The organism is Stappia sp. BW2, from assembly GCF_008107695.1.
Classification (GTDB): domain Bacteria; phylum Pseudomonadota; class Alphaproteobacteria; order Rhizobiales; family Stappiaceae; genus Roseibium.
The window spans coordinates 77112-102043 of sequence record NZ_VIRG01000056.1; the positions used below are offsets into that span (position 1 = coordinate 77112).

Annotated in this window: 18 protein-coding genes; 9 read left to right on the top strand and 9 right to left on the bottom strand. The window is 60.1% G+C overall.

The annotated features are described in order from the left end of the window. Positions 1 to 39: 39 nt before the first annotated feature. The 5 genes from FMN63_RS07085 to FMN63_RS07105 all read right to left on the bottom strand — a co-directional run bounded on the left by FMN63_RS07085 (position 40) and on the right by FMN63_RS07105 (position 5357). On the bottom strand, positions 40 to 1164 hold the full coding sequence (locus FMN63_RS07085; protein WP_148583255.1) for an NAD(P)/FAD-dependent oxidoreductase: 1125 nt from the start codon (positions 1162 to 1164) through the stop codon (positions 40 to 42). Between the two features lie 39 nt (positions 1165 to 1203). Further along, the gene (locus tag FMN63_RS07090) at positions 1204 to 2730 is read right to left on the bottom strand and encodes a YifB family Mg chelatase-like AAA ATPase (protein ID WP_148583256.1); all 1527 of its coding nucleotides are present in this window, start codon (positions 2728 to 2730) and stop codon (positions 1204 to 1206) included. A gap of 88 nt (positions 2731 to 2818) precedes the next feature. Further along, positions 2819 to 3049 (bottom strand): hypothetical protein, encoded by a 231-nt coding sequence (locus FMN63_RS07095; RefSeq protein ID WP_148583257.1) that lies wholly within the window; start codon positions 3047 to 3049, stop codon positions 2819 to 2821. 111 nt (positions 3050 to 3160) lie between these two features. Continuing rightward, positions 3161 to 4309 (bottom strand): YbfB/YjiJ family MFS transporter, encoded by a 1149-nt coding sequence (locus FMN63_RS07100; RefSeq protein WP_162529998.1) that lies wholly within the window; start codon positions 4307 to 4309, stop codon positions 3161 to 3163. 7 nt (positions 4310 to 4316) lie between these two features. Then, positions 4317 to 5357: a hypothetical protein gene (locus FMN63_RS07105; RefSeq protein WP_148583259.1), complete on the bottom strand. Its 1041-nt coding sequence runs from the start codon at positions 5355 to 5357 to the stop codon at positions 4317 to 4319. A 161-nt stretch (positions 5358 to 5518) separates the two neighbouring features. On the opposite strand from FMN63_RS07105, the gene FMN63_RS07110 reads away from it, so the two are divergent. Next, positions 5519 to 6427, top strand: a complete 909-nt coding sequence (locus FMN63_RS07110; protein WP_148583260.1) for a LysR family transcriptional regulator — start codon at positions 5519 to 5521, stop codon at positions 6425 to 6427. Positions 6428 to 6718: 291 nt separating this feature from the next. On the opposite strand, the gene FMN63_RS07115 is transcribed toward FMN63_RS07110, so the two are convergent. Continuing rightward, positions 6719 to 8920: a methyl-accepting chemotaxis protein gene (locus FMN63_RS07115; RefSeq protein ID WP_148583261.1), complete on the bottom strand. Its 2202-nt coding sequence runs from the start codon at positions 8918 to 8920 to the stop codon at positions 6719 to 6721. Between the two features lie 647 nt (positions 8921 to 9567). Here FMN63_RS07115 and FMN63_RS07120 point away from each other — a divergent pair. Next, complete coding sequence (locus tag FMN63_RS07120) at positions 9568 to 10707, top strand: PepSY-associated TM helix domain-containing protein (protein ID WP_148583262.1); 1140 nt, start codon at positions 9568 to 9570, stop codon at positions 10705 to 10707. Positions 10708 to 10841: 134 nt separating this feature from the next. Here the strand turns inward: FMN63_RS07120 and polA are convergent, their stop codons facing one another. The 3 genes from polA to FMN63_RS07135 form a co-directional block, all read right to left on the bottom strand. Continuing rightward, positions 10842 to 13832 (bottom strand): DNA polymerase I, encoded by a 2991-nt coding sequence (gene polA, locus FMN63_RS07125; protein ID WP_148583263.1) that lies wholly within the window; start codon positions 13830 to 13832, stop codon positions 10842 to 10844. Positions 13833 to 13887: 55 nt separating this feature from the next. Then, positions 13888 to 14919: an acyltransferase family protein gene (locus FMN63_RS07130; protein WP_148583264.1), complete on the bottom strand. Its 1032-nt coding sequence runs from the start codon at positions 14917 to 14919 to the stop codon at positions 13888 to 13890. A gap of 120 nt (positions 14920 to 15039) precedes the next feature. Next, a complete protein-coding gene (locus tag FMN63_RS07135) occupies positions 15040 to 15552 on the bottom strand; it encodes an FxsA family protein (RefSeq protein WP_148583265.1) in 513 nt (170 codons plus the stop codon). 237 nt (positions 15553 to 15789) lie between these two features. On the opposite strand from FMN63_RS07135, the gene FMN63_RS07140 reads away from it, so the two are divergent. The 7 genes from FMN63_RS07140 (at position 15790) to trpS (ending at position 24636) form a co-directional block, all read left to right on the top strand. Continuing rightward, positions 15790 to 16518, top strand: coding sequence for a Tim44/TimA family putative adaptor protein (locus tag FMN63_RS07140; RefSeq protein WP_148583266.1), 729 nt, complete (start codon positions 15790 to 15792; stop codon positions 16516 to 16518). Positions 16519 to 16523: 5 nt separating this feature from the next. Next, positions 16524 to 17750: a murein transglycosylase A gene (mltA, locus tag FMN63_RS07145; RefSeq protein WP_148583267.1), complete on the top strand. Its 1227-nt coding sequence runs from the start codon at positions 16524 to 16526 to the stop codon at positions 17748 to 17750. A 3-nt stretch (positions 17751 to 17753) separates the two neighbouring features. Further along, positions 17754 to 18323 carry a Smr/MutS family protein gene (locus tag FMN63_RS07150; RefSeq protein ID WP_148583268.1) on the top strand — a complete coding sequence of 190 codons (570 nt, stop codon included), beginning with the start codon at positions 17754 to 17756 and terminating at the stop codon, positions 18321 to 18323. A 4-nt stretch (positions 18324 to 18327) separates the two neighbouring features. After that, entirely contained in the window at positions 18328 to 18699 is a 372-nt protein-coding gene (locus tag FMN63_RS07155; RefSeq protein ID WP_148583269.1) for a helix-turn-helix domain-containing protein, read from the top strand. A gap of 307 nt (positions 18700 to 19006) precedes the next feature. Continuing rightward, the gene (locus tag FMN63_RS07160) at positions 19007 to 21841 is read left to right on the top strand and encodes a [protein-PII] uridylyltransferase (RefSeq protein WP_148583270.1); all 2835 of its coding nucleotides are present in this window, start codon (positions 19007 to 19009) and stop codon (positions 21839 to 21841) included. A gap of 32 nt (positions 21842 to 21873) precedes the next feature. Further along, positions 21874 to 23436 (top strand): murein biosynthesis integral membrane protein MurJ, encoded by a 1563-nt coding sequence (murJ, locus tag FMN63_RS07165; protein ID WP_148583271.1) that lies wholly within the window; start codon positions 21874 to 21876, stop codon positions 23434 to 23436. A 120-nt stretch (positions 23437 to 23556) separates the two neighbouring features. Next, positions 23557 to 24636 carry a tryptophan--tRNA ligase gene (trpS, locus tag FMN63_RS07170; RefSeq protein WP_148583272.1) on the top strand — a complete coding sequence of 360 codons (1080 nt, stop codon included), beginning with the start codon at positions 23557 to 23559 and terminating at the stop codon, positions 24634 to 24636. The last annotated feature ends 296 nt before the right edge of the window (positions 24637 to 24932 follow it).

Here is a 24932-nt window from a genome sequence, read left to right on the forward strand (position 1 = left end):
TTTTTCTTGGAAAACGCGCTCTGTGTCAAATGAAGAAGATCAGCTGAACATGAGCCGTGCCGGTGCCAGTTGCTCCACTGTAATACCGGATGCGGCGAGATTGCCGGGCAGATCCGCACCCTGAACCACGGCGGCCAGGGCCTGGCCCATGGCCGGGGACGTCAGAACCCCGCAGCCGCCCTGGCCTGCGCTGACGAAATATCCCGGATGGTCGGCAAAGCCCCCACAGACCGGGTTTCGGTCAGGAGCAAAGGTGCGCAGGCCCGCCCAGTTTGCGGACGGACGGTGAACCGTCAGGTTGGTATCGATCCCGATGTGGTGGATCGCCTCGGCAAGGCGAAGATCGTCTGCATAAACGTCTCCCGGGTCAGCCGCATCAGCTTCCGCCGGAGACGCGGTAAACCCGTGCGGCTGCGGATGGACGTACCAGGAGTAATCGGCGGTCGTGACATGTGGCCAGGCACCGGCTTCCGACCGGTGAAGCGGAAATGTGAAGGCCGACCGGCGAAAAGCCTTGAGACCAAGCCCCGGGACGCCGGCAAGATCCGCAACCCGGTCTGCCCACGCCCCCGCCGCATTGACCAGAACAGGGGCCGACACAGTCAGATCTCCGGCTGTCACCTGCCAAGTGCCCGCAATGCGCTGGATGGAAGTCACTTCCGATGTGCAGAGGAAGCGGGCACCGTTTGCAGACGCCGCCTTGCGGTAGGATTGCAGCAACAGATCGACATCGATGTCCATCGCATCTGCTTCGAAAACACCTGAATAAACCCGCTCCGGCCGCAGCGCCGGAAACAGGGCCAACGCGTCTTGCCGGTCGACAAACCGGCAGTCTGCCCCCGCCTCCTGAAGTCGGGCCATCAATCTGTCCAGAACCGGCCGATGCTCTTCCCGCCCGACGGTCAGGCAGCCGCGCGGCGCGACAAGTGCCGGCTCGCAAAAGCCGGGTGGGGGAGCCTGGAAGAAGGACCGGCTCGCTGCCGCCATCGCGCGCATGGTGTCGCCAGAAATGCCGGTCGTGAATTGGCCGGCCGTGCGGGCTGAGGACTGCGTTGCCAAGGCAGGCTCACGCTCCAGAAGCGTCACTTGCGCGAACTCGGACAAAAAGCAGGCCGCACTCAGCCCGGCCACGCCGCCGCCAATGATGATGACGTCTGGTGTCATAGTCTCAAGAAAGTCCTTGGGTGTTCGCGGTTAACGCCTTCACGCCGCCTTGCGGGACATGTCTTCGCCGCGATAGCTGAGCGCTTCGGCCAGATGAATGCGGCCGACCTGATCCGCACCGTCCAGATCGGCCAGTGTGCGGGCGAGCTTGAGGACGCGGTGGTATCCGCGCGCGCTCAGGGCAAGACGCTCGGCGACATCGCGCAGAAAGGCGAGGCCCTTGTCGTCCGGCCGTGTCATGGTCTCGACAATCGCGGCAGGGGCCTGGGCATTGGTGCGGCAGGCCAGGCCGAGTCCGAGGAAGCGTTCTGCCTGGATGTTGCGCGCTTGGGCAACGCGCGCCGCCACGACGGCAGATGGTTCGCTGGCGGCAGGGCCGATCAGATCGGCAGCGGTAACGGCCGGAACTTCGATCCTGACGTCGATCCGGTCAAGCAGCGGACCGGACACACGGGCCTGATAATCCGTGACGCACCGCTCGCCCCGGCGGCACTGGTGGCCCGGCTCGCCTGCGTGGCCGCAGCGGCAGGGGTTCATGGCCGCCACCAGCTGGATGCGGGCCGGATAGGTGACCCGGTGATTGGCGCGGGCGATCACCGCCTCGCCCGATTCCAGCGGCTGGCGCAGGCTGTCGAGAACCTGCGGATTGAACTCCGGCAATTCGTCGAGGAATAACACACCGTTATGGGCGAGCGAGACCTCGCCCGGCCGGGCCCGCATTCCGCCGCCAACCAGAGCCGCCATGGAGGCGGAATGATGGGGCGCGCGGAAGGGCCGGCGGTCCGTCAATTTGCCTTCGGCAAGTTCGCCCGCAAGCGAGGCGATCATCGAGACTTCCAGAAGCTCGCGTGGGGTGAGGGCCGGCAGGATCGACGGCAGGCGCTGCGCCAGCATGGACTTGCCGGAGCCGGGAGGCCCGGTCATCAAAAGGTTGTGTCCGCCGGCCGCCGCGATTTCCAGCGCTCGCCGGGCGCTTTCCTGACCCTTGACCTCGGCAAGGTCCGGCAGTGCGCCGGCGTTGCCGCGCAGCCGGGCCACCGGGCGCGAAAGAACCTGCGTTCCCTTGAAGTGATTGGCGAGCTGGATCAGCGAGCGGGGCGCAAGAATGTCCATGTCCGCATCGGCCCAGGCGGCTTCACCGCCGCTGGCTTCCGGGCAGATGAGCCCCTTGCCGATGCCGTTGGCACCCATGGCGGCCGGCAGAACACCGGCAACAGGCGCAAGCGTGCCGTCGAGGCCGAGCTCGCCCAGAACGACATATTTTTCTAGAAATTCAGCCGGAATGGCGCCAATTGCGGCCATCACGCCCAGCGCGATCGGCAAATCGTAATGAGAGCCTTCCTTGGGCAGGTCGGCAGGGGCGAGATTGACTGTGACGCGCTTGGCAGGAAGGGCCAGACCAGAGGCGGCAAGCGCCGCGCGAACGCGCTCCCGGCTTTCGGCAACGGCCTTGTCGGGCAGTCCGACAATGGTGAAGGCAACCATACCCGGTCCGACATGCACCTGCACGTCTACCGGAACTGCCTCGATGCCCCGAAACGCGACCGTCGTGATCCGGCTGACCATTTTCACCTCTACTTACAGATGCAGGTCAACGAAGCATATGTCGTGAAAAGACGCAAGAACAAATATGGAACAGATGAAGTCTGATCAGTCAGGAAACCAGCACGCGCAGCTTGCTGCCGCCGGCAAAAGGCGCGGTGCCACGGCACAGAACAGCCTCCAGATAAGCAGGCACTTCAAAGTCTTCGCTCGGTCGCAACGCGTTGGTTTCCAGCCAATCAGACACAAGCTGAAGCAGGCGGTCCGGATCTTTTTCGTAAAGGGCGCGGCAGAGCTCCATGTCGAGCTTGGCCCCGGCGGTGTTGGCGGCGGTAAGTATCATGGATCCAATCGCAATTTTTTATCAATCACAGCGTGCTGACAACATGCTTGCAATTTTCAGGAAATGCCAGCACATAGCGGTTATGCGGCTCATGCCCACCATAACCCGCTGTTATGGTCTGGCGACTTCGGTCTCTCTTCCGTCCGCGAAGCCTGCCAGGGCGCAGCACAAAAGCCCGGCTGCGAAGAAGAGCGCGGAGTGGCCGGCGACCGGAATGAGAAAGCCGCTCAGCACCGGCCCCACGCCCTGCCCAAGGGAAATGAGGAAAAACGTGAAGCCGAACCCGATGGACGGCGCCTGCCGGAAGAGCCGCATGCTCCACATGCCGAAAAGAGCCGTCATCACGATGAAACCAACACCGAAACAAGCAGCCGACAGGTAGATACCGAGCCTGGTTTCCACCAGCAGGGGCAGGGTGCCGATAGCGGTTCCGACCAGCAGCGCCAAACCGATGAAGGCGGTACTCAGACCCCAGCGGTTGACCACCCCACCTGCGAAACAGCCGGTGACACCGGAAATGCCAAGGACGATCCAGAACAGGATCGCATCCCGCGGATTGCCGGTCAGCATGGTCAGAAGTTCGACCGCATAGGTCCAGTAGACCGCGGTGACGATGCCGAAGAGAAATGAGGCCACAAACAGTCTGCGCGCCGTCCGGTCCAGGAGAATCCAGAGAGAAACCTTCGTGCGGGTGTGTTCCGGATGCACGCTGCGCCTTGGCAAGGTGACCGCGTTCCAGACCGTGACACCCAGGGCAATCGCCGCAAAGACCAGCCACGCCAGGCGCCAGTCGCCACCGGCGAACAGAGCCAGCGGCCCGGCAAAGGCGACGCCGAAGCCGGTGCCGGAGTTGATCCAGGCATAGACGCCGTTCTGCCGGCTGAGATCCGTGTGGCGAACGATGACATCGGAAAACGGCGGATAGGAAAGACCGGGGCTCGTGCCGGCCACGAATACACCCAGCGCCAGCACGAACGGTGTCTGTGCCAGGGCAATCGTGGCCATGCCCGTTGTAGCGGCAAGCCCCCCAAGCAGGATCGGCAGACGGGGCTCGAAGACGGTCGACAGCCAGGAGCCGAGGAAGGTCGCGGCGAGATATCCCAGATAGGACAGACCGGCGATCAGGCCGACGGTTTCCGGCGTCAAAGCAAATTCCTGGCGGATTTCCGGCAGGAACAGGCCGAAACAGTAACGGGCCAGCCCGTAGGTGACAGCAACGATGGCCAGACCCGCGGCCGTAAGACCGCGGGTCTGTGCCAAGGTCATCTCAAACCCGGCGGGAGAGCTGGAAGTGAAGTGTTTGGTCATCCGTGAAGCTCTCGCCGAAGATTTCGAAATGGCCACCCTCCTGCCGATACGAGCGATACTGATCACGCGTAAGTTTCAGGCAGAAGTTGGAAACATGCAAGTTTCTTCCATTGATTGCATGGGCGAATTCTTCGGCCAGAATGGCCACCTGCGCGCTTTGGCCATCTTCGAACACGACCGGCAGCAAAAAGAAGCGGTTCAATGTCGGCAGACTGCGGTCGACGGCCCGCTCGAACGCGATCCGAGAAAACCGTTGCATTGCCGGATGCGCGTAGAAACCGGAGATCTTGTCCGTCTGTTCGATCGTGTAAAGCTGGCTTTCCGACAGCAGCAGATCTCCCGGCCGAGTGATGTTCCGCAGCCAGCCGTTGACCACACCCGGATCGTCATTGCCTTCCTGAAATCCGAGCATGGTCACCAGCGCAGGCGGGGCATCGCTGCCGATCATGTCTTCCAGACGGCAGGCCTCGAAGGGGGCCGTGACAAATTCAAGCGGAGTTTGCGGCAGGATCGCCGCAAGGGCCGAGCGCATCGGCGCGGCGGACATCGGGTTGATGTCGACGGCGATATAACGATCTATGATAACGCCCAATTCCTGCAGGGTCTCGAGAATGAACCCGGTCTTGACCGGCTCCGGCCCCAGCTCGACATACACCAGCCGCTTTCCCGCAAAAGCACTGGCGATCCGCCTGCAACTTTCTTCCAGTGCAGCCCGGAACGACCTGCCGTTCTCGTGCATCCGGCCAAGCCTATCCGATGCGATGCCCGCTTCGTTGAGCTGACGCATGAGCTGAAACACTTCGTCCAGTGGTCCTGTTTCTGTCTCCGAACTGCCTTCGTTTGTATATTTCACCCGGTTGTCCTGGGTCAGGATCGTGTCGAGACTGAATTCGGTATGGCAGGCAATTGCCCTGTGAACCCTTTGCTGCAGCGAAAGGGGGCCAGTCATGTGGTGATCTGGCCCATGCTCCGGCTGGCCATAGGAAAGCGCTAAAGTCATGGCGGATACCTGTTTTGACAAAAGAGACTCTCGGATTACGGGATTTTTTACCGAGCCCTAAATTTATAATTGAAGCGCCCCATAATAGAACGTTATGCTTGCACGGCGCTGGATCGGCAGAACTCGTGTCGGTTGTCTTGCGTTAAAACGGAGGCAGAGACGTGACTATCGGCCGTTTTAATATCGAATTGCTGGAAGCCTTTGTTGCTGTCGCGGAAGCAGGCAACGTCACCCATGCGGGATCCCGGCTAAATCGCACGCAACCCTGCGTCAGCACACAGCTTCGGCGCCTGGAAGAACGGGTCGGCAAACCGCTGATCGAACGCAGTGCGCGCACCATGAATCTCACGCCAGCGGGCCGGATTCTCTATCAGCACGCCACCGAAATCCTGAGGTCGCACGAGGAAGCCAGGTTGCGCCTATCCGCGCCTGAACTGACCGGCACGGTGCATGTTGGCCTGCCGGAATGGTATGCGACCGGCCAGCTGCAATCGATCTTCTGCAATTTTGTGCGCATTCACCCAAACGTGAAGCTTGAGATGACGGTGGCCGATAGCGCCACGCTGCATGAAATGCTGTCCAACAACGAAATCAATCTGGCGATTGCCCTTGTCTCGCAGACGAAGCAGAAACCGGTCGAGATTTTCGAGGAACCGCTGCACTGGGCTGTCGGCGACAATTGCGCGCTGACCGATCCGCTGCCGCTGATCATGTTTCCGGAACCCTGCCCTTTCCGGGAAATCTCCTTCGGTTCGCTCGCCCGTGCCGGCCGGCAATGGTACGAGCGCATCACCACCACCAGCGTCGCGGCCGCCCAGGTGGCGGTACTGTCGGGAGCTGGCATTTGCTGCCTGCCGTCCGGCGCCATTCTGGAGGGCTTCAAGGTCCTCAGGGAACAGGACGGTTTTCCGAAGCTCCCGGCAACGCAGCTTTCGATTTACACCCAGTCCACGACGCAATCGCCCATCGTCGACTATCTGGAAGAACACCTCAACGACCTGTTGCAGAACGCCATCGCTCCGCGCTCGGCTCTGGCTGGCAAGATTCAGCCCGATTTACGGGTAATCTGACAGCCGGACGGATCTGGCGGGCCTGTCACAGGTTTCGCGATCGGAGAGATTTTCCCCGTTTTGGGAGCGGCCGGGCAGGCATGATCCCTTTGTCGACCGGAATGGCGATCCCGCAGCGTATGGGGCCATATCCTGGTGCATGATGCGAATCTGCCCGCATGGCAGGAGCTCATGCGGGCAGAAAATCAGTTCGATTTGGTCCAGGGCTTCAGAAAACTGTGTGCGCCACCGGCGCTTTTTCACAAAAGCCTCTGCCAAGGACCATTACAGGATCAACCTGCGACTATTGCCTCAGGCGGCCCGAACATCTGCCAGGAACTGCTCAACTTGAAGTCTGAGCTGTTCTGACTTGCTGCTAAGTTCGCCGGCGGTACTTGTGACCTGCGTTGCCGCTGTTCCCGTTTCGCTGGCTGACTGCGACACGATCAGAATGTTTTCCGTCACTTCCTGAGTGCCGCGAGCAGCCTGTTCGACGTTGCGGGCAATTTCTCCGGTGGCCGAAGATTGCTGTTCAACGGCAGAGGCAATGCTCGAAGCGATCGAATTCATCTCGCCGATCGTTTTTCCAATCTCCTGGATAGCCCTCACCGCCTCATCGGTCTCAAGCTGAACGCTGCCGATCTGCTGGCTGATTTCCTCTGTTGCCTTGGTGGTTTGGCTTGCGAGTTCCTTAACTTCCGTTGCGACAACCGCAAAACCCTTACCGGCATCGCCGGCCCTGGCCGCTTCGATCGTCGCGTTGAGTGCCAGAAGGTTCGTTTGCTCGGCAATGGCAGAAATCAGATTGACCACATCGCCGATCTTCTGGGAGGCGGTCGCCAGACCCTGGATCTGGCGATCGGTCTGTTCAGCCTGCGACACAGCGCCTCCGGCGATCTGCGAAGACTGGGTTACCTGCCTGCTGATTTCCGCAATTGAACTCGTTAGTTCTTCTGTCGCGCTGGCAACTGTTTGAACGTTTGCCGCTGCCTGTTCTGCGGCGCTAGCAACCGATGTTGCTCTCTGGTTGGTGTCGTCGGCAATTCCGGAGACCGCATTCGCCGTGGTTTCCATTTCTTTCGAAGCAGAGGAAGTAGCGGCCAGCAGCTCACTCGCATTCTCATCGAAACTTTGCGTCAACGCCGCAATGCGCTGTGCCCGTTCTTCCCGACGCCTTGTCTCTTCGGCAGCCCCTAGAGTCAGCTCATCGGTCTTGATCATATTGTCCTTGAAGACTTGTACGGCCACGGCCATATCGCCGACTTCGTCAGTTCTTTCCTGATACGGGATCTCGGCCGACGTATCATGCCCAGCGAGCTGCTTCATGGAGTTGGTTATGTTGACGATCGGCTTTGCAATACCGCGTGCGGCAAGAATCATGACGAACGTTGCCGCCACGCCGACGACGATGCCGAGAATGACCATCCACATGGTAGCAGACTGGGAGCGCTCAGTGAGCTTGGTCTCCAAATGATTGACATCTGCAAGCGCCACTGCCCTGGGCACCGAGATCACAACCGTCCATGGTGTGTTATCTTCACTAAGAACGATAGGCGCAAAGATGTCGATCGCCTCGAACTTGCCGTCGTCGATGACAGTCGACTCACCCGCGACCATTGAACCCATGCGCTCCGACCAGCTTGTTCCGGCTTCGGCGACCTTTTTGCCAATGAGGTCGGCATCTTCACTGTATGCAACGACCAGTCCGTTGTCGCTGATGATGCTCACGCTTCCCTTGCCGTCAAACAGGCCGGCATCGACGTTCGCAGCTAGATTTTGCACGAAGTTCAGATTGAAGTTGGCCCCGGTAATGCCCTGGAACTTGCCGTCGATCATTACGGGAACGGCAAAAGTAGCAAGTGAAACCAACTTTCCCTGATCGAGATAGGTCAGCGGGCCGATCACGCGTTCTTTGCCGGTTGACCGCGGATCAAGATACCACGCCCCCTTCTGCAAACCGTATGAAGCCATTGACGTTTCTTCGTACTCCACAAGGGCCTGCACCACTGCTTTGCCTGATGCGTCTTTCGTCCAGTAAGGAAGGAAACGACCCGTGTTATCGGAGCCGACATCGGCGCGGTCCTGATAAGCCGCGTCATTGCCATCCAGAGCGTTGGGCTCCCACGCCGAGTAGGTGCCATTGATCGTGCTGTTTTGCTCGACGGTTTGACGGAGGATACCATTGAATTTTTCGCGCCGGATCTCGGGAGGCAAGCCCTCGGTTTCCGACGCCAGTTCCGAAAATGTCGTCGCCATGTTGCGTGCGGTCTGGATCCCAACGCTCAGCCTTGACTTGATGACACCCGCCTGGAGGCCGGCTTCATTCAATAGGCGCTCTTTGATTTGTCCGTCGATAATGTCCGTGGCCGTTTCCGCGATGTATTCGTTCGTATCACGAGAGAAGAACAGTGATGTTACCACCAATGCAATAACAGTAAGGGCAACGCAAATGATCGAAAATATTGCTATCTTCGACTGAATGCCACCGAGACGAATGAAGCCACGCCTTTTCATTTACAAACCTTTCGAGCATTTACCGGACGCATTGGCATTTCTGTCAACGTCATTTCAAGAAAACTGCGAATAGTAGTACTTTATCGCATCAGCAAAAAACCCAATGAAACCTTCAGTTGTATTTTGCTGTACTGCGTACTATTGTTGCAGTCTTAGGTAAATGCTTTCATGGCCAGATTAAAAATGCGCTAACGACGCTCCTGATAACACCGGCATCTTACCCTCACCTATCGTCGGCTGGTCCAGCCGCTGTGTCGGCGCCGGACCGGCCGGAAATGGCGCGTGCGCCTCACCATCAGCGTCACGACTGCCCAGGTGGCGGTGCTTTTGCCACGCCTCGCCGCCGCCAATGCAACGGCAGTTTCCGTGCATCTGAAGATGCGACAAATTGTATGCGGTCTGAGATAAGGTCCACCGGACCATACGACCGGCTTTTACTTCAAGCCCTTACCTTTTCTTGATTTTCAAACGCCGATCTTATTTGCTCTTTGTCCGTTTCACTGCCGCGGTGACATCTGGTTACAATTTCGGCGCCTCACAGCCCTCAGTTGCCTTTGACGTCCCCGACACTTCGGCTTACGCCTTTTGAAGCCGGTAGAGGAGGGTCCGGCGATCTTTAAATCCGGTCTGAAACGGGCAGCAGTACCATGTCTTTCAAACGTATCGTTTTCTGGGCGCATCTCGTCGTCGGTGTCGCCTTCGGTCTGATTATCCTCCTGATGTCGGCAACCGGCGTGTTGCTGACTTACGAGCGCCAAATCATCTCCTTCATGGAATGCCGCGCCGTTGAACAGCCCGCCGACGGGAAGTTGATGACGGCCGACCAACTGGCAAGCGCGGCGCTGGCAAATGGCGCCCAACCCGGCAATGCGCTGGTCTGGCCCAGGCAGGAAGGCGCGCCAGTGACGCTTTCGGTCAGCCGCCGGGAAAATTACCTTCTCAATCCCTACACCGGTGAGCGAATCGACAAGGCCGCCGAAGGCACGAAGTCCTTTTTCGGTACGGTGACCGCACTCCACCGCTGGTTTGCCCTTTCCGGTGACAACCGGACTATCGGCCGCGCCGTGACAGGCGCCGCCAATCTCGGCTTCCTGTTCATTCTCGTTTCGGGATTTTATCTCTGGTGGCCGAGGAAATGGACCTGGCGGATTGTCAAACTGAACGTCCTTTTCCGCAGAAACCTGCCAACCTCAAAGGCACGTGATTACAACTGGCACCATGTTTTCGGCATCTGGGCGCTGATCCCGCTGTTTGCGGTCGTGGTCTCCGGCGTCGTCATTTCCTATCCCTGGGCCAGCGATATGGTGGGCGCGGTCTTCGGGCCGGTATCGTCTGTGCGAACAGGACAGGCCGCCAGCGAAAGCCCACAGGGGCAGAACCGGGCACAGGGCCAGGCTGTCAGCCTGCAGGCCATTGCAGACGAGCTGAAACAGGCCGAACCGGACTGGCAGACCCTTTCGATCAAATTGCCGAACGGACAGGCTGCGCGTGTGATGGTGACGCTGGATACCGGCAACGGCACCCAGCTTTCTCGTCAGACGACCTACACGGTCTCAAGGGTTTCGGGAGACGTGCTGAGCGTCAGCGGAGCAGATGACCAGCCCGCAGGCCGGCGTGCTCGGGTATTTCTGAGGTTCCTGCACACCGGCGAGGTCTACGGCCTTTTCGGCCAGACACTCGCAGGGCTTGCCTCGCTGGCGTCGGTGTTTCTTTTCTACACGGGCTTCGCACTCGCCTACCGTCGGCTGATCCAGCCGCTGTTCCGGCGCCGTGCCCAGCAGGCCTGAGGCCCGCTCACGGTAGAGGTCGAGGCGCGGAAGCGCAGGAAATCGCGTTTATCGGCACCGCTTTTTGCTACCTGAAATTACAGATTTCAACGCAAAAAGCGATGCAGGATTTACCCGGTTAAACGCGACACGCTCTAGTGTGCCTCGTCCCAATTGTCGGCGGCGCGGGCGTCGACCTGAAGCGGCACGGAGAGTTTCAGCGCCGGATCGCAGGCGTTTTCCATCACGTCCCTGATCACCGGAATGGTGTTGTCCACCTGGGCATCCGGTACTTCGAAGATCAGTTCGTCATGCACCTGCAGCAGCATCTGTGCATCCAGCTTCGAATCGTCCAGCCGGTTTTCCATGCGCACCATCGCCCGGCGCAGGATATCTGCGGCTGAGCCCTGGATCGGCGCGTTGATGGCAGCGCGTTCATAGAAGGCGCGCATGTTCGGGTTCTTGGTGTTCACTTCCGGGTAATGGGCCTTGCGGCCGAAGATCGTGGTCACGTATCCGTCCGCATGAACCTGCTTCTTGATCGCTTCCATATAGTCCTTGATACCCGGGAAACGCTCGAAATAGGTCTTGATGTAGTCACTCGCCTCACCCCGGGAAATGCCGAGCTGATTGGCAAGGCCAAACGCGGAAATGCCGTAGATGATGCCGAAGTTGATCGCCTTGGCCCGGCGGCGGACCATCGGATCCATGCCTTCGATCGGAGTGCCGAACATTTCGCTCGCCGTCATGGCGTGAATGTCCAGCCCGTCGTCGAACGCCTTCTTCAATTGCGGAATGTCGGCCATATGCGCCAGGACGCGGAGCTCGATCTGGCTGTAGTCGGCCGAGATCAGCTTGTGACCCTTTTCGGCAACGAAGGCCTTGCGGATCTTGCGACCTTCCTCGGTCCGGACCGGGATGTTCTGCAGGTTCGGCTCTGACGAGGACAGCCGCCCCGTGGTGGTGGCCGCCAGCGCGTAGGACGTATGCACGCGGCCCGTTTCCGGATTGATGTAACCGGGCAGAGCGTCGGTGTAGGTTGACTTCAGCTTGGAGAGCTGACGCCAGGAGACGATCCGCGACGGCAGTTCGTGTCCTTCCGCGGCCAGATCTTCCAGAACCTGCGCCGAGGTCGACCAGGCGCCGGTCTTTGTCTTCTTGCCGCCAGGAAGGCCCATCTTGCCGAACAGGATATCGCCGAGCTGCTTGGGCGAGCCGATATTGAAGTTTTCACCGGCAAGTTCGTAAATCTCGGATTCCTTGCCTGCCATGCCCTGCGCGAATTCACCCGACAGGCGCGACAGCATCTGCCGGTCGACGGAGATACCGCGCTTTTCCATACGCGCCAGCACCGGCACCATCGGCCGTTCCAGCGTCTCGTAGGCGGTTGCCATGTGTTCGGACGCGAGGCGCGGCTTCAGGATGAGCCAGAGGCGCAGTGTGACATCGGCATCTTCCGCCGCATAGGCGGTCGCCTTGTCGATGGCCACCTTGTCGAAGGTGATCATCGACTTGCCGGACCCGCAAACTTCCTTGAACGGGATCGGCTTGTGGTCGAGCCAGCGCTCTGACAATTCGTCCATGCCGTTGCCGCCCTTGCCGGCATCGACCGTGTAGGACAGCAGCATCGTGTCATCGAAAGGTGTGATGTCAACGCCGTAGCGGGTCATCACCAGCCAGTCGTACTTGAGGTTCTGCGCGATCTTCAGGACCGAGCGGTCCTCCAGCATCGGCTTCAGAACGTCCAATGCGTCCTTCAGAGGAATCTGACCTTCAACAAGGCCGCCGCCGCCCAGCAGGTCGCCCTCGCCGTCCACATGGCCAAGCGGCACATAACACGCCTTGCCGGGCTCGGTGGACAGCGACACGCCGACAAGTTCCGCCTGCATGGCATCCAGTGAGGTGGTTTCCGTATCGAAGGCGACATAGCCCTTTTCAAAGGCCGCGTCGCACCACTCCTTCAGCCGGTCGACGCTAGTGACGGTTTCATAGGCGCTGCTGTCGACCGGGATCGCCCGGATCGACTGGGCGCGCGCATCGGCGACCGTCTGCGGCACCAGCAGGCCGGCATTGTCAGGATCCGCGTCGCCCGGGCTTTTTGCAGCTTCCGAACCGGCGCTGTCGCTGCCACCCGGCCGCTCCATCATGCGGCCCTTGTGGTCCGGAACATCCCAGCCCGGAACCTTCAGGTCCGCCGCCTCGACCGTCTCCTGATCGGCGCCGGTCACGTCGGCAACGCGCCGGGTGAGGGTGGTGAACCCCATGGCCTTCAGGAAGCCGAGGGCTTTGGATCCGTCGATTTCGGTAACGGACAATTCGCCAACGGGCACTTCAACCGGAACATCCTGCTTGAGGGTCACAAGCTGCTTGGAGACACGGGCCTGATCGGCAAATTCGATCAGGTTTTCCCGGCGCTTGTTCTGCTTGATCGTGTCGGCCTTGGCGAGCAGCGATTCCAGATCGCCGAATTCGTTGATCAGCAGAGCCGCGGTCTTCAGGCCGATGCCCGGAACGCCCGGCACGTTGTCGACGCTGTCGCCTGCCAGCGACTGCACCTCGATCACCTTGTCGGGTCCGACGCCGAATTTCTCGAACACCTCGGCTTCGCCGAAGGTCTTGTTCTTCATGGTATCGATCATGCCGACCTTCGGACCGATCAGCTGCATCAGGTCCTTGTCGCCCGAAACGATGGTGACGCGCGCGCCCTGTTCGGCGGCTTCCCGCGCATAGGTCGCGATCAGGTCGTCGGCCTCGAAGCCTTCCTGCTCGATGCAGTGCACCGAAAAGGCGCGTGTCGCTTCGCGGATCAAGCCGAATTGCGGCACCAGATCTTCCGGCGGCTCGGGCCGTTGGGCCTTGTACTCCGGGTAGATCTCGTTCCGGAACGTCTTTGCGGAATGGTCGAAGATCACCGCGAAATGGGTGGGCTCATCGCCTTCTTCCGGTGTCAGCCCTTCCTGCAACAGCTTCCACAGCATGTTGCAGAAGCCAGAAACCGCCCCGACCGGCAGCCCGTCCGGCTTGCGCGTCAGCGGTGGTAGCGCGTGATAGGCGCGAAAAATGAACGTGGACCCGTCGACCAGGATGAGATGGTCATCGGCGGTGAGGGCGGAGGGGGTGCTTTGCGTCGACATGGCGCGGATCATGCCCGCAGGCCGTTCTGGAGAAAAGTCCTAAAGTTAAAATTTCCAAGCTCACCGATCACTCAGCTGCCTGTGCCTGACGTTTCCGGCTGAAAGTTCCACTGAGATAGGCCCAGGCAGGCCTGCGGAACAGGAACCAGCCGGTGTTCGTGCGGCGGATCAGCCAGAACAGGATCATCGGGCTGACCGAGGCCACCATCGTCACGAGCAAAGATGTGGTGCCGATGTCGAAAATGCCCAGCTTCAGCAGAATCACCCGCATCATGGCCATCGGGAAGAAGAAGGCGAGATAGATAACGATCGAGTTTTCGCCGAAATGCTGCAGAAACCCGAGTTGGCCCCATTTCACGATCAATGCGCTGGTGAGAATAATGGCGCCCGCGCCTGCGACACCCAGGACGAGGGCAATGCCGGGCAGATGCGACCAGCCGAAATAGACCAGACTGCCGTTCACAAGGCCCCAGACCAGCAGGTACCCAAGACTGACGCCGATCTTCTCCCTTGCCCAGCCTGCCAGGCTGAAGATCTGCGGCGCGAAGACAAAGCCTGCGTAAAAGAAGACGAAGCGGGACGCGAATTCATCCACCAGCAGCCAGCCGGTGTGGATGGGCGCGATCTGCAGAAGCGCGCCGACAGCCAGAACCAGTTGCCAGGGCACGCCCTTGTCATGAGCGGCTTTCGACACGACGAAGAAGATCGGCAGCATATAGATGAACCACAGGGTGCCGAAAGGTTCGATGAAGCTCAGGAGATAAAGTTCAACCGTGGCGCGGACGCTGGTTTCCTCGATGAAGACGGGCGCCTTGACCAGCAGCTGGATGGTCATCCACAACACATAGAAATAGGCAAAGTGAACGACCTTGCGGTCGAGATAGAGCTTCCAGTCCCGCGTGATGACATTCGATAGGAACAGACCGGAAATCAGAAAGAAATCCGGCATGCGGAAGGGGGCGGCAAAGGCGACGATCACGTGCATCCAGCCTGTCTGACCGGCGGCGGCTTCCACGCCGAGCACCGAATGCATCATCACGACGAAGATGATGCAGATGCCCTTGGCGGTATCCACCCAATCTACGCGCCTGTCGCTCATTCTGCCGCTGTCTACTCCGCTTCGGTCGGGTTTCGGGATCGAGTGGAGCCAGACTTAACCGCAACTTGTAAATATTACGCACACACCAGCGGTCACGTTTTAGTGAGCGCTTTTTGGAAATCAGGGCTTCGCGCTGTCCGAACCGTCTTGCCAGGGGCTGAGCTTCGGCTGTCCGGAGCTACCTTGGGAGCCGCTGTTTTTTTCGCTCCAGTCGGCTTCGTCGAGATCGACGACGCCGTCATCAGGACGGCGCATGCCAGTGCCGCCATCGACGATGACCACGTTCGAGCGGGCGATAATGAACCGCGCCAGTGCTTCGCGCACCGGCGGAATGAACAGCAGCAGACCGATGGCGTCCGTCACAAAGCCCGGTATCAGCAGAAGAATGCTGGCCAGAACAATCATCGCACCCTGCATCACCTCGTTTCCGGGTGTGCGGCCTGCGTCCAGCTCCGTCTGCATGCGCATCAGCAGCGACAGACCCTGCTGGCGCAGCATCAGTGTGCCGGCCAGGGCGGTGACCACCGTCAGCAGGATTGTCGGAAATACGCCGATCATTCCCCCCACCCAGATGAACATCGCAATTTCGATCAGGGGCAAAAGAAGGATTGCGGCAATAATATAAAGTCCCACGGGAGCTCCATCGTCTGATAAGCTATTCTGACCTAAGGTAGACATTCACTCGCGAAAATGCGAGCAGGCAGTCACGAAATGCTTATGAATGCAAAGATTCAGTCTTGCTCTTGGGTCTGGATGCTGGTTCAAGAACCCCTAAATAGGAAGCAGACAGACCTTGCGTACGAGGCTGCATTCATCTGGCAGTTAGAGCGGGCGGCTCTAGGGCCTCAAAAAGGGTAACCGGAAGTTACGATGAACGAGATTTTTGACCCGTTGAACCTCCTCCTCATGGGACTTGCGGTTTTCATTCTGTTCAGACTGCGATCCGTGCTGGGCAAACGTACCGGCAACGAACGCCCGCCCTTTGACCCCTATTCCAAAACCGACAAGCCGCGTGAACAGAAAAACGGCAACGATCAGGACAATGTCATCCCGCTGCCGAACCAGCCTCCGCAGGAGGCCGAGACTGTGGAAGACACCGGCCGTGGCGGCGATATCGTGATCGACAAGGTTGCTCCGGCTGGCTCCGCCTTGAACGGTGCCCTGAAGCAAATCCTGTCCGTCGACCGCAGCTTCGAACCGGAACCTTTCCTGGAAGGTGCGCGCGCCGCCTACGAAATGATCGTCATGGCCTTTGCGGATGGCGACAAGAAGGCCCTGAAAAACCTTCTGTCCAGTGACGTCTATGAAGGCTTTGTTGCCGCCATTGACGAACGCGAGAAACGCGGTGAAACCATCGAATCGACGTTTGTCGGTATCGACAAGGCCGAAATCGTTGAAGCCGCGCTGAAGAACTCGACCGCCCAGGTGACCGTGAAAATCCACAGCCAGCTTATTTCCGCCACGCGGGACAAGAACGGCGAAGTGGTTGACGGCGACCCGGCCAAGGTGAGCGAAGTGATCGACATCTGGACCTTTGCCCGGGACACCATGTCCCGCGATCCGAACTGGAAGCTGGTCGCGACCGAATCCGCAGAGTAATCACGATGCAGGGCAAGCGGAACACGCGGCCCTGGCCGGGCATCCGGCTTGTCTCACTGCTAAAGGGCGCGGTTCTGGCCGCGCCGCTTTTCTTTTCAGGAGCAGCCTCCGCCATGGTACCAGGCCAACAGATCCCGGACCGGTTCGAGGAAATCTCCTTCTCCAGTCTGCCGGGCTGGCAGAGCGACGATCATGCCGCGGCCCTAACCGGCTTTCTGCGGCTGTGCCGCAAACCGGAAATCCTGAACCAGGACAAGATGTTTCCGCCCATTTCCGCGTCGGACCTGAAAGACCTGTGTCGCGACGCCGAAAAGGCAGCCGAAGCTGGCGGAGATGCGCCGCGGACCTTTTTTGAAAGCCGGTTCACCCCATTGCGAATCGTCCAGAGCGGTTTCGTCACCGGTTATTTCGAACCGGAGCTGGCCGCGTCCCGCGTCAGGACTGACACATTCCGGTACCCCTTGTTGAAGAAGCCGGAAGGTCTGGAGGCCGTTACCCCGGAAAATCGGCCGCAAGACTGGCCGGCCACACTCAGCCACGGGCGGCGGGTCAACGGACGGCTGACCGAAATGCCGGATCGGGGCGCCATCATGGACGGCAAGCTTGACCCGGAGAACCTCGAACTCGTCTGGCTGGCCGATCCGATCGACGCCTATTTCGTGCATGTTCAGGGCTCGGCCCGGCTGCGCCTTGCGGATGGAGGCGCGTTGCGGGTGGGATATGCGGGCAAGACCGGCCACCCGTACACCGGCATTGCCCGGCTGCTGGTGAAACGCGGCGAAGGCACACCGGAAGATTTCACGGCCGCAGGACTGCGTGCCTGGCTGGAAGCCCGTCCGGACGAGCGGGATCAGCTGTTCCGGCAAAACCGGTCTTTCATCTTCTTCCGGGAGGTTGACGAAATCAGGCTGACCGACGGGCCGGTGGGGGCGGCGGGTCTTCCGCTCGTCGCAGGCCGCAGCCTTGCGGTCGATCCGCATTTCATTCCCTACGGCACGATGGTGTTCATAGCTTCCACGCTGGAGGATCATGACAGCGGCAACACCCCTTTCCGAAGGCTGATGGTGGCCGACGATACAGGCTCGGCGATCAAGGGTCCTGCGCGAGGGGACATTTTCGTCGGCTCCGGACAAAGGGCTGGCACCATCGCCGGCGATATTCGCCACAAGGCAGATTTCACGATCCTGGTGCCGACCATTCGTCTTGACCCTGCCGGCGTGACGGCGGACTGACCCATGGCGAGACGAGGCAAAAAAGGGACGCTGTCGCCGGAAGACAGGGAATTGTGGGGCAAGGTTGCCAAAACCCTGACCCCGCTGCATCCCGACAGGGCAATGGAACTCAAGGCCGACCTTGAAAAAATCGTCGCAGCCGAACCGGCCGAGCCCGCGAAACGTCCGAAAACGGCCACCGCGATCAAGTCCCCAGCCAACGCCAAGGCACCGCCCGCACCGCTGCCCCTGCATCAGCTGGAACATCGGTACCGCCGCAAACTGGTGCGCGGCGTCAGGGCCATCGATGCGCGGATCGATCTGCATGGTCTGACCCAGCACCAGGCCCATGACCGGCTGCGGGGCTTTCTTCATCAGGCGCAGGCGAGAAGCCACAAGATTGTGCTGGTGATCACGGGCAAGGGCAGTGGAGATGCACGCGCCTATATGGACGAGCGCGGCGTTTTGCGCAGAATGGTGCCCCAGTGGCTGTCGATGCCCGACATGCGCTCCGTGGTACTCGGCTACGAGGAAGCCCACGCGAACCATGGCGGCGCCGGCGCCCTTTACGTTCGCATTCGAAAAAGAAGGTAGGGCCGTGACCCCACTTGGCGCAAAAATCCGGGAGTTGAGGACAAAACGGGATGTGTCGCTGAAGGAAATGGCGGCGGCCCTGTCGGTTTCCAGTGCCTATCTGTCCGCGCTGGAACACGGCAAACGCGGCAAGCCGACATGGTTTCTCGTCCAGAGAATCATCGCCTATTTCAACGTGATCTGGGACGAGGCGGAAGAAATCCAGCGCCTGGCTGAACTGTCCGATCCGCGCGTGACCATCGATACGGCTGGTATGAACCCGAAGGCCACCGAGCTTTCCAACCAGCTTGCCCTGAAGATCGGAGGCCTGTCCGAAGAATCTCTCACCACCCTTTTGCACCAGCTCCGCGTCGCTGCCGTCAAGGACGGGGTGTAGCGGCGCCCGCTCCTGCCTCCTGCTTCTTGCCATCCTGCCCGAAGCGCAGAGGAGATCCGGGAACCAGGGCTCCCGGGTGGACGTTGCTATCAATGAGGCTCTCTGGTTTGCGCCTGCGCAAAGAAACCACGCGGAGGATGACGGGCAAACCGGTGAGCCAGGCCATGGCATGACGGGGAAATGCTGGTTCTGTTCCGCACGGAAGAAGGCGTGAGACAGGTGCGATCAGGATTTACGTGTCCTTCAACCCCATCCTCTATATAACCTGCAGCAAACCCGCGCCTGCTGAACTGAACACTGGACCAGTATGAAACTTTCCCAGGAAGACCTTGCCGGACTGATTGATGCCAATGACCTGAGAAATCGCCTGACCGAGCTGACTGCCGGTAACGATGGCGACGGCTCGGATATGAAGACCCGCTCGGCCGTGCTTTCAATGCTGAAGCAGGTGGTGAAAGAGGCTCGCGGCAAGGCTCAGGAGATGCTGGACGAGGACGGCGGTGGGCTGCTGTGCGCCGGGCGGCTGTCCTATATCCAGGACGAATTGATCCGCGTGATCTACGATTTCGCCCTGTATCACATCTACCGGATCAAGAACCCGTCCGCCGCTGAGCGCATGTCCGTTGCCGCCGTTGGCGGCTATGGCCGCGGCACGCTGGCGCCGGGTTCGGATATCGATCTTCTGTTCGTGCTGCCCTACAAGCAGACCCCCTGGGGCGAGCAAGTGGTGGAATACATCCTCTACATGCTGTGGGATCTCGGCTTCAAGGTGGGTCACGCCACCCGCAATATCGATGAGTGCATCCGCCTGTCCAAGTCGGATATGACCATCCGCACCGCCATTCTGGAAGCCCGTTTCATCTGGGGTGACGTCGCCCTGTTCGAGGAACTCGTCCAGCGTTTCGACAAGGAAGTGGTCGAGGGCACCAGCTCGGAATTCATCGCCGCCAAGCTTCAGGAACGTGACGACCGCCACAAGCGACAGGGTGCTTCGCGCTATCTGGTTGAACCGAACATCAAGGAAGGCAAGGGCGGTCTGCGCGATCTGAACACCCTGTTCTGGATCGCCAAGTACCATTACCGCGTCAAAAGACAGTCGGAACTGGTCAAGAAAGGCGTTCTGACCCGTTCCGAGTATGCCCGGTTCAAGAAGTCGGACGATTTCCTGTGGGCGGTCCGCTGCCATCTGCATTTCCTCACGGGCCGGCCGGAAGAGCGCCTGTCCTTCGATGTCCAGCGCGAGATCGCAATCCGGCTCGGCTACACGCAGCATCCGGGCATGAAGGATGTCGAGCGTTTCATGAAACACTATTTCCTGGTGGCCAAGGATGTGGGCGATCTGACCCGCATCATCTGCGCCGCGCTGGAGGAAGAACACGTCAAGGAACCGCGCGGCAAGGGCCTGACCGGCATGATGCGCCGCCTGCGCGCGGGCCGCGGTTCCAGCACGGCCAAACCCGTGGAAGGCGCAAGCGGCTTCGTGGTGGAGAACAACCGCCTGAATGCGGTTTCCCCAACGGTTTTCGAAACCGATCCGACCAATCTCTTGCGGGTGTTCCAGGTCGCGGACAAAAATGACTACAACATGCATCCGCATCTCACCCGCCTGATCCGGCATTCGCTGAAGCTGGTCGATGCGAGCCTGCGTGCCGATCCGGAAGCGAACCGGCTGTTTGTGTCGATCCTCACCTCCCGGCACGCGCCGGAAAAGACCTTGCGCAAGATGAACGAAACCGGCGTGCTCGGCCGCTTCGTCCCCGAATTCGGCAAGGTCGTGGCGATGATGCAGTTCAACATGTATCACCACTATACGGTCGATGAGCACCTGCTCCGGTCTATTGGCGTGCTGGCCGATATCGAACGCGGCGATAGCGGCGACGACCATCCACTGGCAACGGACCTGATCCTGACTTTGCAGAACCGCAAGGTGCTGTTTGTCGCGATGTTCCTCCACGACATCGCCAAAGGCAGACCGGAAGACCATTCTGTCGCCGGCGCCCGGGTTGCCCGCAAGCTGTGCCCCCGTTTCGGGCTGAACGACGCGGAAACCGAAACCGTCGCCTGGCTGATCGAACGTCATCTGGACATGAGCACCATTGCCCAGTCGCGTGACCTGTCCGACCGCAAGACGATCACGGATTTTGCCAACACCGTGCAGTCGCTCGAACGATTGAAATTGCTGCTGATCCTGACGGTTGCCGATATCCGCGCCGTTGGCCCGGGTGTCTTCAACGGCTGGAAGGGCCAGCTGCTGCGCACGCTCTACTATGCCACCGAACCGTATCTGTCCGGCGGTCACACGAAAATGTCGCATCGCCAGACCATCGAGAAGGCAAAGGAAGAGCTCTCCGGTCATTTGAGTCACTGGTCCGCCAAGGACCGGAACGCCTATCTGAACCGGCATTATCCCGCCTATTGGCTGCGCACGGAACCGGAGCGACTGGTGTCCCATGCCGAACTTCTGCACAAGGCGGACAAGGAAAAGACCCAGCTCGCCTTTCAGGTCATTCCACGGGCATTCGAAGGCGTGACCGAACTGACAATCATGGCGCAGGACCATCCGCGCCTCCTGTCGATCATTGCCGGTGCCTGTTACGCGACCGGTGCCAATATCGTCGACGCGCAGATCGACACCACCACGGACGGCTACGCGCTGGACACGATTTTCATCGGCCGTGAACTGCCCGACGACGAAGACGAAATACGCCGCGGCGAGCGGATTACGGCGCTGATCGAGACAACGCTGCGCGGCGAAGAGCGACTTCCCGAGCCGGTGTCCAAGAAGGCCGGCGTCAAGGGCCGCATGAAAGCCTTCAAGGTGGCCAGCGAGGTTCTGGTCAACAACTCGCTCTCTGACGATTACACGGTGCTGGAGATCTCCGGTCTTGACCGTCCGGGGCTGCTCTATGACCTGACGCGCTCCATTGCGACGCTCAACCTGAACATTGGCTCGGCCCATATTTCGACCTTCGGCGAGAAGGTTGTCGACGTTTTCTACGTGACAGATCTCACCGGACAGAAAATAGCCAACATCGGCCGCCAGGAGATCATTCGTGAGCGGCTTGCCAACGCGGTCGATGGCAATGTGGAACTCGACCCGGCAGCTCCCGTTGCGCGCAAGGTCCAGCGGCAGGCTTCATAAGTGCATTCCTCTGTCTTCGGAGCCCTTCCGGCATGAGTCTCGTCCGCAATTTCGCAACCGTCGGCAGCGCGACCCTGCTGAGCCGTCTGCTCGGCTTCGTCCGCGATGTGCTTCTGGCTGCCGTCGTCGGGGCCGGGCCGGTTGCCGATGCCTTCGTGGTGGCCTTCCGCCTGCCCAACCTGTTCCGGCGGCTGTTTGCGGAAGGGGCCTTCAACTCCGCCTTCATCCCGCTGTTCGGACGGGCGGTCGAGGAGGAGGGCGATGAGGGCGCCAAACGTTTTGCAGGTGAAATCGGCGCGGCGCTGCTGTTCTGCCTGCTGGTGCTGACTGCCTTCGCGCAGATCTTCATGCCGGTGGTGGTCTGGGCGCTGGCACCGGGCTTTGTGGAAGACCCGACCAAATACGATCTGACGGTGCTGATGTCGCGCATCGCCTTTCCCTATCTGATCTTCATGTCGATGCTCGCCTTCATCGGCGGCATCCTCAACACCTACCAGCGTTTTGCCGCCGCCGCCTTCGCGCCGGTGATGCTGAACGTGGTGATGAGCGCCGTTCTGGGCACCGTGCTCTATCTGGGCATCAAGGACGAGACCAATCTCGGGGTCATTCTGGCCATTGGCGTTACCGTCGGCGGTATCGTGCAGCTTGTTGTCGTTCTCATCGACCTGAAGCGCCTCGGCTTCAAGATCCCTGTCTTCCGGCCGCGCTACACCAAGTCGGCCAAACGCCTGCTGATGCTCGGCATTCCGGGCGTGGTTGCAGGGGGCGTCACCCAGATCAACATTGCCGTCGGCCAGATCATCGCCTCCATGCAGGAAGGCGCCAACGCGCTGCTGTATTTCGCCGACCGTCTCTACCAGTTGCCGCTCGGGGTGATCGGCATCGCCATCGGCGTGGTGCTGCTGCCGAGCCTTACCCGCCAGCTGCGCGCCGGGCAAATGGGCGCTTACCAGCACAGTCTCAACCGGGCGCTGGAGTTTTCTCTCGTCCTGACCCTGCCGGCTGCGGTCGCGCTGGCAGTCGTGCCGCAGGAAATCGTCTCGGTGCTGTTTCAGCGGGTGCGCTTCGATGCTGCTGCCGTGGAAGGCACCGCCGCGGCTCTTACGGCATTTTCCTTCGGTTTGCCCGCCTTCGTGCTCAACAAGGTGTTTTCGCCCGGCTATTTCGCCCGGGAAGACACCAAGACGCCGATGATCTTCGCCGTTATCGGCATGGTCGTGAACGTCGGCCTGTCAATCGCGCTCTTTCCGGTGCTCCAGCACGTCGGCATCGCGCTGGCCACCACGCTGGCAGGCTGGGTAAACACCGGGTTGCTGATCATCGTTCTGTGGCGGCGCGGCCATTTTCAGCCGGATTTCAAGCTGCTCCGGCGTCTGTCGCTGGTGGTGCTTGCCAGCCTGCTGATGGGGGTCGTTGTGCATTTTGCCGCCGTCTACATGGCGTCCTGGCTGTCGGCGCCGTGGCTGGCCGTGCGTGCGGGCAGTCTCTTACTGCTCGTGCTCGTCGGCATGGTCACCTTTGCCGTGTTCACCCAGCTCAGCGGCGGGGCGGACCTTATCGGCATGCTGAAAGCGTTGAGACGACGCAACACCTGAGCGCGAAACGCCGGAGCGCACCGTTTCCGGCTTGCATGGATCACGGACCGGGCTTAAACCCGGCCCGCCCAAACATTCATAGCGCCCTTCCAACCGGCCGCACCATAAAAGGGATCTGAAATGGCGGAGTTCCAGCCCCGTGTCTTTTCCGGCGTCCAGCCGACAGGCAATCTGCATCTTGGCAACTATCTGGGCGCTGTTTCGCGCTGGGTTCCGTTGCAGGATCAAATGCCGACGATCTTCTGCGTCGTCGACAGCCACGCCATCACCGCAGGGTTTCCGGATCCGCACGAGCTTGCCCAGGCAACCCGTGAAGTGACCGCTGCCTATATGGCTGCCGGCATCGATCCGAAAAAATCGATCATCTTCAACCAGAGCCAGGTTCGCGAACACACCGAACTTGCCTGGATCTTCAACTGCGTGGCGCGCATGGGCTGGCTCAACCGCATGACCCAGTTCAAGGAAAAGGCAGGCAAGAACAAGGAAAACGCCTCCGTTGGCCTGTTCGCCTATCCGAACCTGATGGCTGCCGACATCCTGGCCTACCGCGCGACCCACGTTCCGGTCGGCGACGACCAGAAACAGCATCTGGAACTGACCCGCGACATCGCCGCCAAGTTCAACAATGACTTTGCGGAGCGCATCAAGGAACTGGATATAGGCATCGCGAACCCGACGCCTTCGCCGGAACTGCCGGAATATCTCTACTTCCCGCTGACCGAACCGATGATCGCCGGTCCGGCCACCCGGATCATGTCGCTGCGCGACGGCACCAAAAAGATGTCGAAGTCCGACCCGTCGGACCTGTCTCGCATCAATCTGACGGACGACGCGGACTCGATCTCCAAGAAGATCAAGAAAGCCAAGACCGATCCGGACGCTCTGCCGAGCGAAACGGACGGCCTGGAAGGCCGGCCGGAAGCGGACAACCTTGTCGGCATCTTTGCCGCCCTGAGCGGCGCGACCAAGGCCGATGTGCTGAAGGAATATGGCGGCCAGCAGTTCTCCGCGTTCAAGCCGGCCCTGTCCGACCTTGCGGTTGAGAAACTCTCACCGATGACCGACCAAATGCGCCATCTGATGGACGACAGGGCCGAGATCGACGCTATCCTGAAGGACGGCGCCGAAAAGGCCTCCGCCATCGCCGAACCGGTGCTGAAGGACGTACGCAAGATCATCGGTTTCATCGACGTCCGCTAAGACGCCGAAGCGACGACCCGATCCTGAAAGCCCGGCAGAGTCTTCTGCCGGGCTTTTTGTTTGAGCGGTTGCCAGCCAAATACGGTCCTTAGATCATCGTTGCCGATTGCCGGAAATCTACAGCAGCGTTCCGCAACCGCATTGCTGCCCCTGTCGGAATTACCAATACTGGCGCCGGTCCGGTGCTTGAAGACTGCATATGAACGTGGCGGGAAACCACCGATTTACCTTTTTGATCGACCGATGAAACGGTTTCTCAAAGATTCCATCGCACTCTCAAGGCAACAGGATCTTGT

Coding starts and splice junctions, on each gene's coding strand:
- FMN63_RS07085 (WP_148583255.1), bottom strand. CDS start 1,164: ATGACACCAGACGTCATCATCATTGGCGGCGGCGTGGCCGGGCTGAGT.
- FMN63_RS07090 (WP_148583256.1), bottom strand. CDS start 2,730: ATGGTCAGCCGGATCACGACGGTCGCGTTTCGGGGCATCGAGGCAGTT.
- FMN63_RS07095 (WP_148583257.1), bottom strand. CDS start 3,049: ATGATACTTACCGCCGCCAACACCGCCGGGGCCAAGCTCGACATGGAG.
- FMN63_RS07105 (WP_148583259.1), bottom strand. CDS start 5,357: ATGACTTTAGCGCTTTCCTATGGCCAGCCGGAGCATGGGCCAGATCAC.
- FMN63_RS07115 (WP_148583261.1), bottom strand. CDS start 8,920: ATGAAAAGGCGTGGCTTCATTCGTCTCGGTGGCATTCAGTCGAAGATA.
- FMN63_RS07120 (WP_148583262.1), top strand. CDS start 9,568: ATGTCTTTCAAACGTATCGTTTTCTGGGCGCATCTCGTCGTCGGTGTC.
- polA (WP_148583263.1), bottom strand. CDS start 13,832: ATGATCCGCGCCATGTCGACGCAAAGCACCCCCTCCGCCCTCACCGCC.
- FMN63_RS07130 (WP_148583264.1), bottom strand. CDS start 14,919: ATGAGCGACAGGCGCGTAGATTGGGTGGATACCGCCAAGGGCATCTGC.
- FMN63_RS07140 (WP_148583266.1), top strand. CDS start 15,790: ATGAACGAGATTTTTGACCCGTTGAACCTCCTCCTCATGGGACTTGCG.
- mltA (WP_148583267.1), top strand. CDS start 16,524: ATGCAGGGCAAGCGGAACACGCGGCCCTGGCCGGGCATCCGGCTTGTC.
- FMN63_RS07150 (WP_148583268.1), top strand. CDS start 17,754: ATGGCGAGACGAGGCAAAAAAGGGACGCTGTCGCCGGAAGACAGGGAA.
- FMN63_RS07160 (WP_148583270.1), top strand. CDS start 19,007: ATGAAACTTTCCCAGGAAGACCTTGCCGGACTGATTGATGCCAATGAC.
- murJ (WP_148583271.1), top strand. CDS start 21,874: ATGAGTCTCGTCCGCAATTTCGCAACCGTCGGCAGCGCGACCCTGCTG.
- trpS (WP_148583272.1), top strand. CDS start 23,557: ATGGCGGAGTTCCAGCCCCGTGTCTTTTCCGGCGTCCAGCCGACAGGC.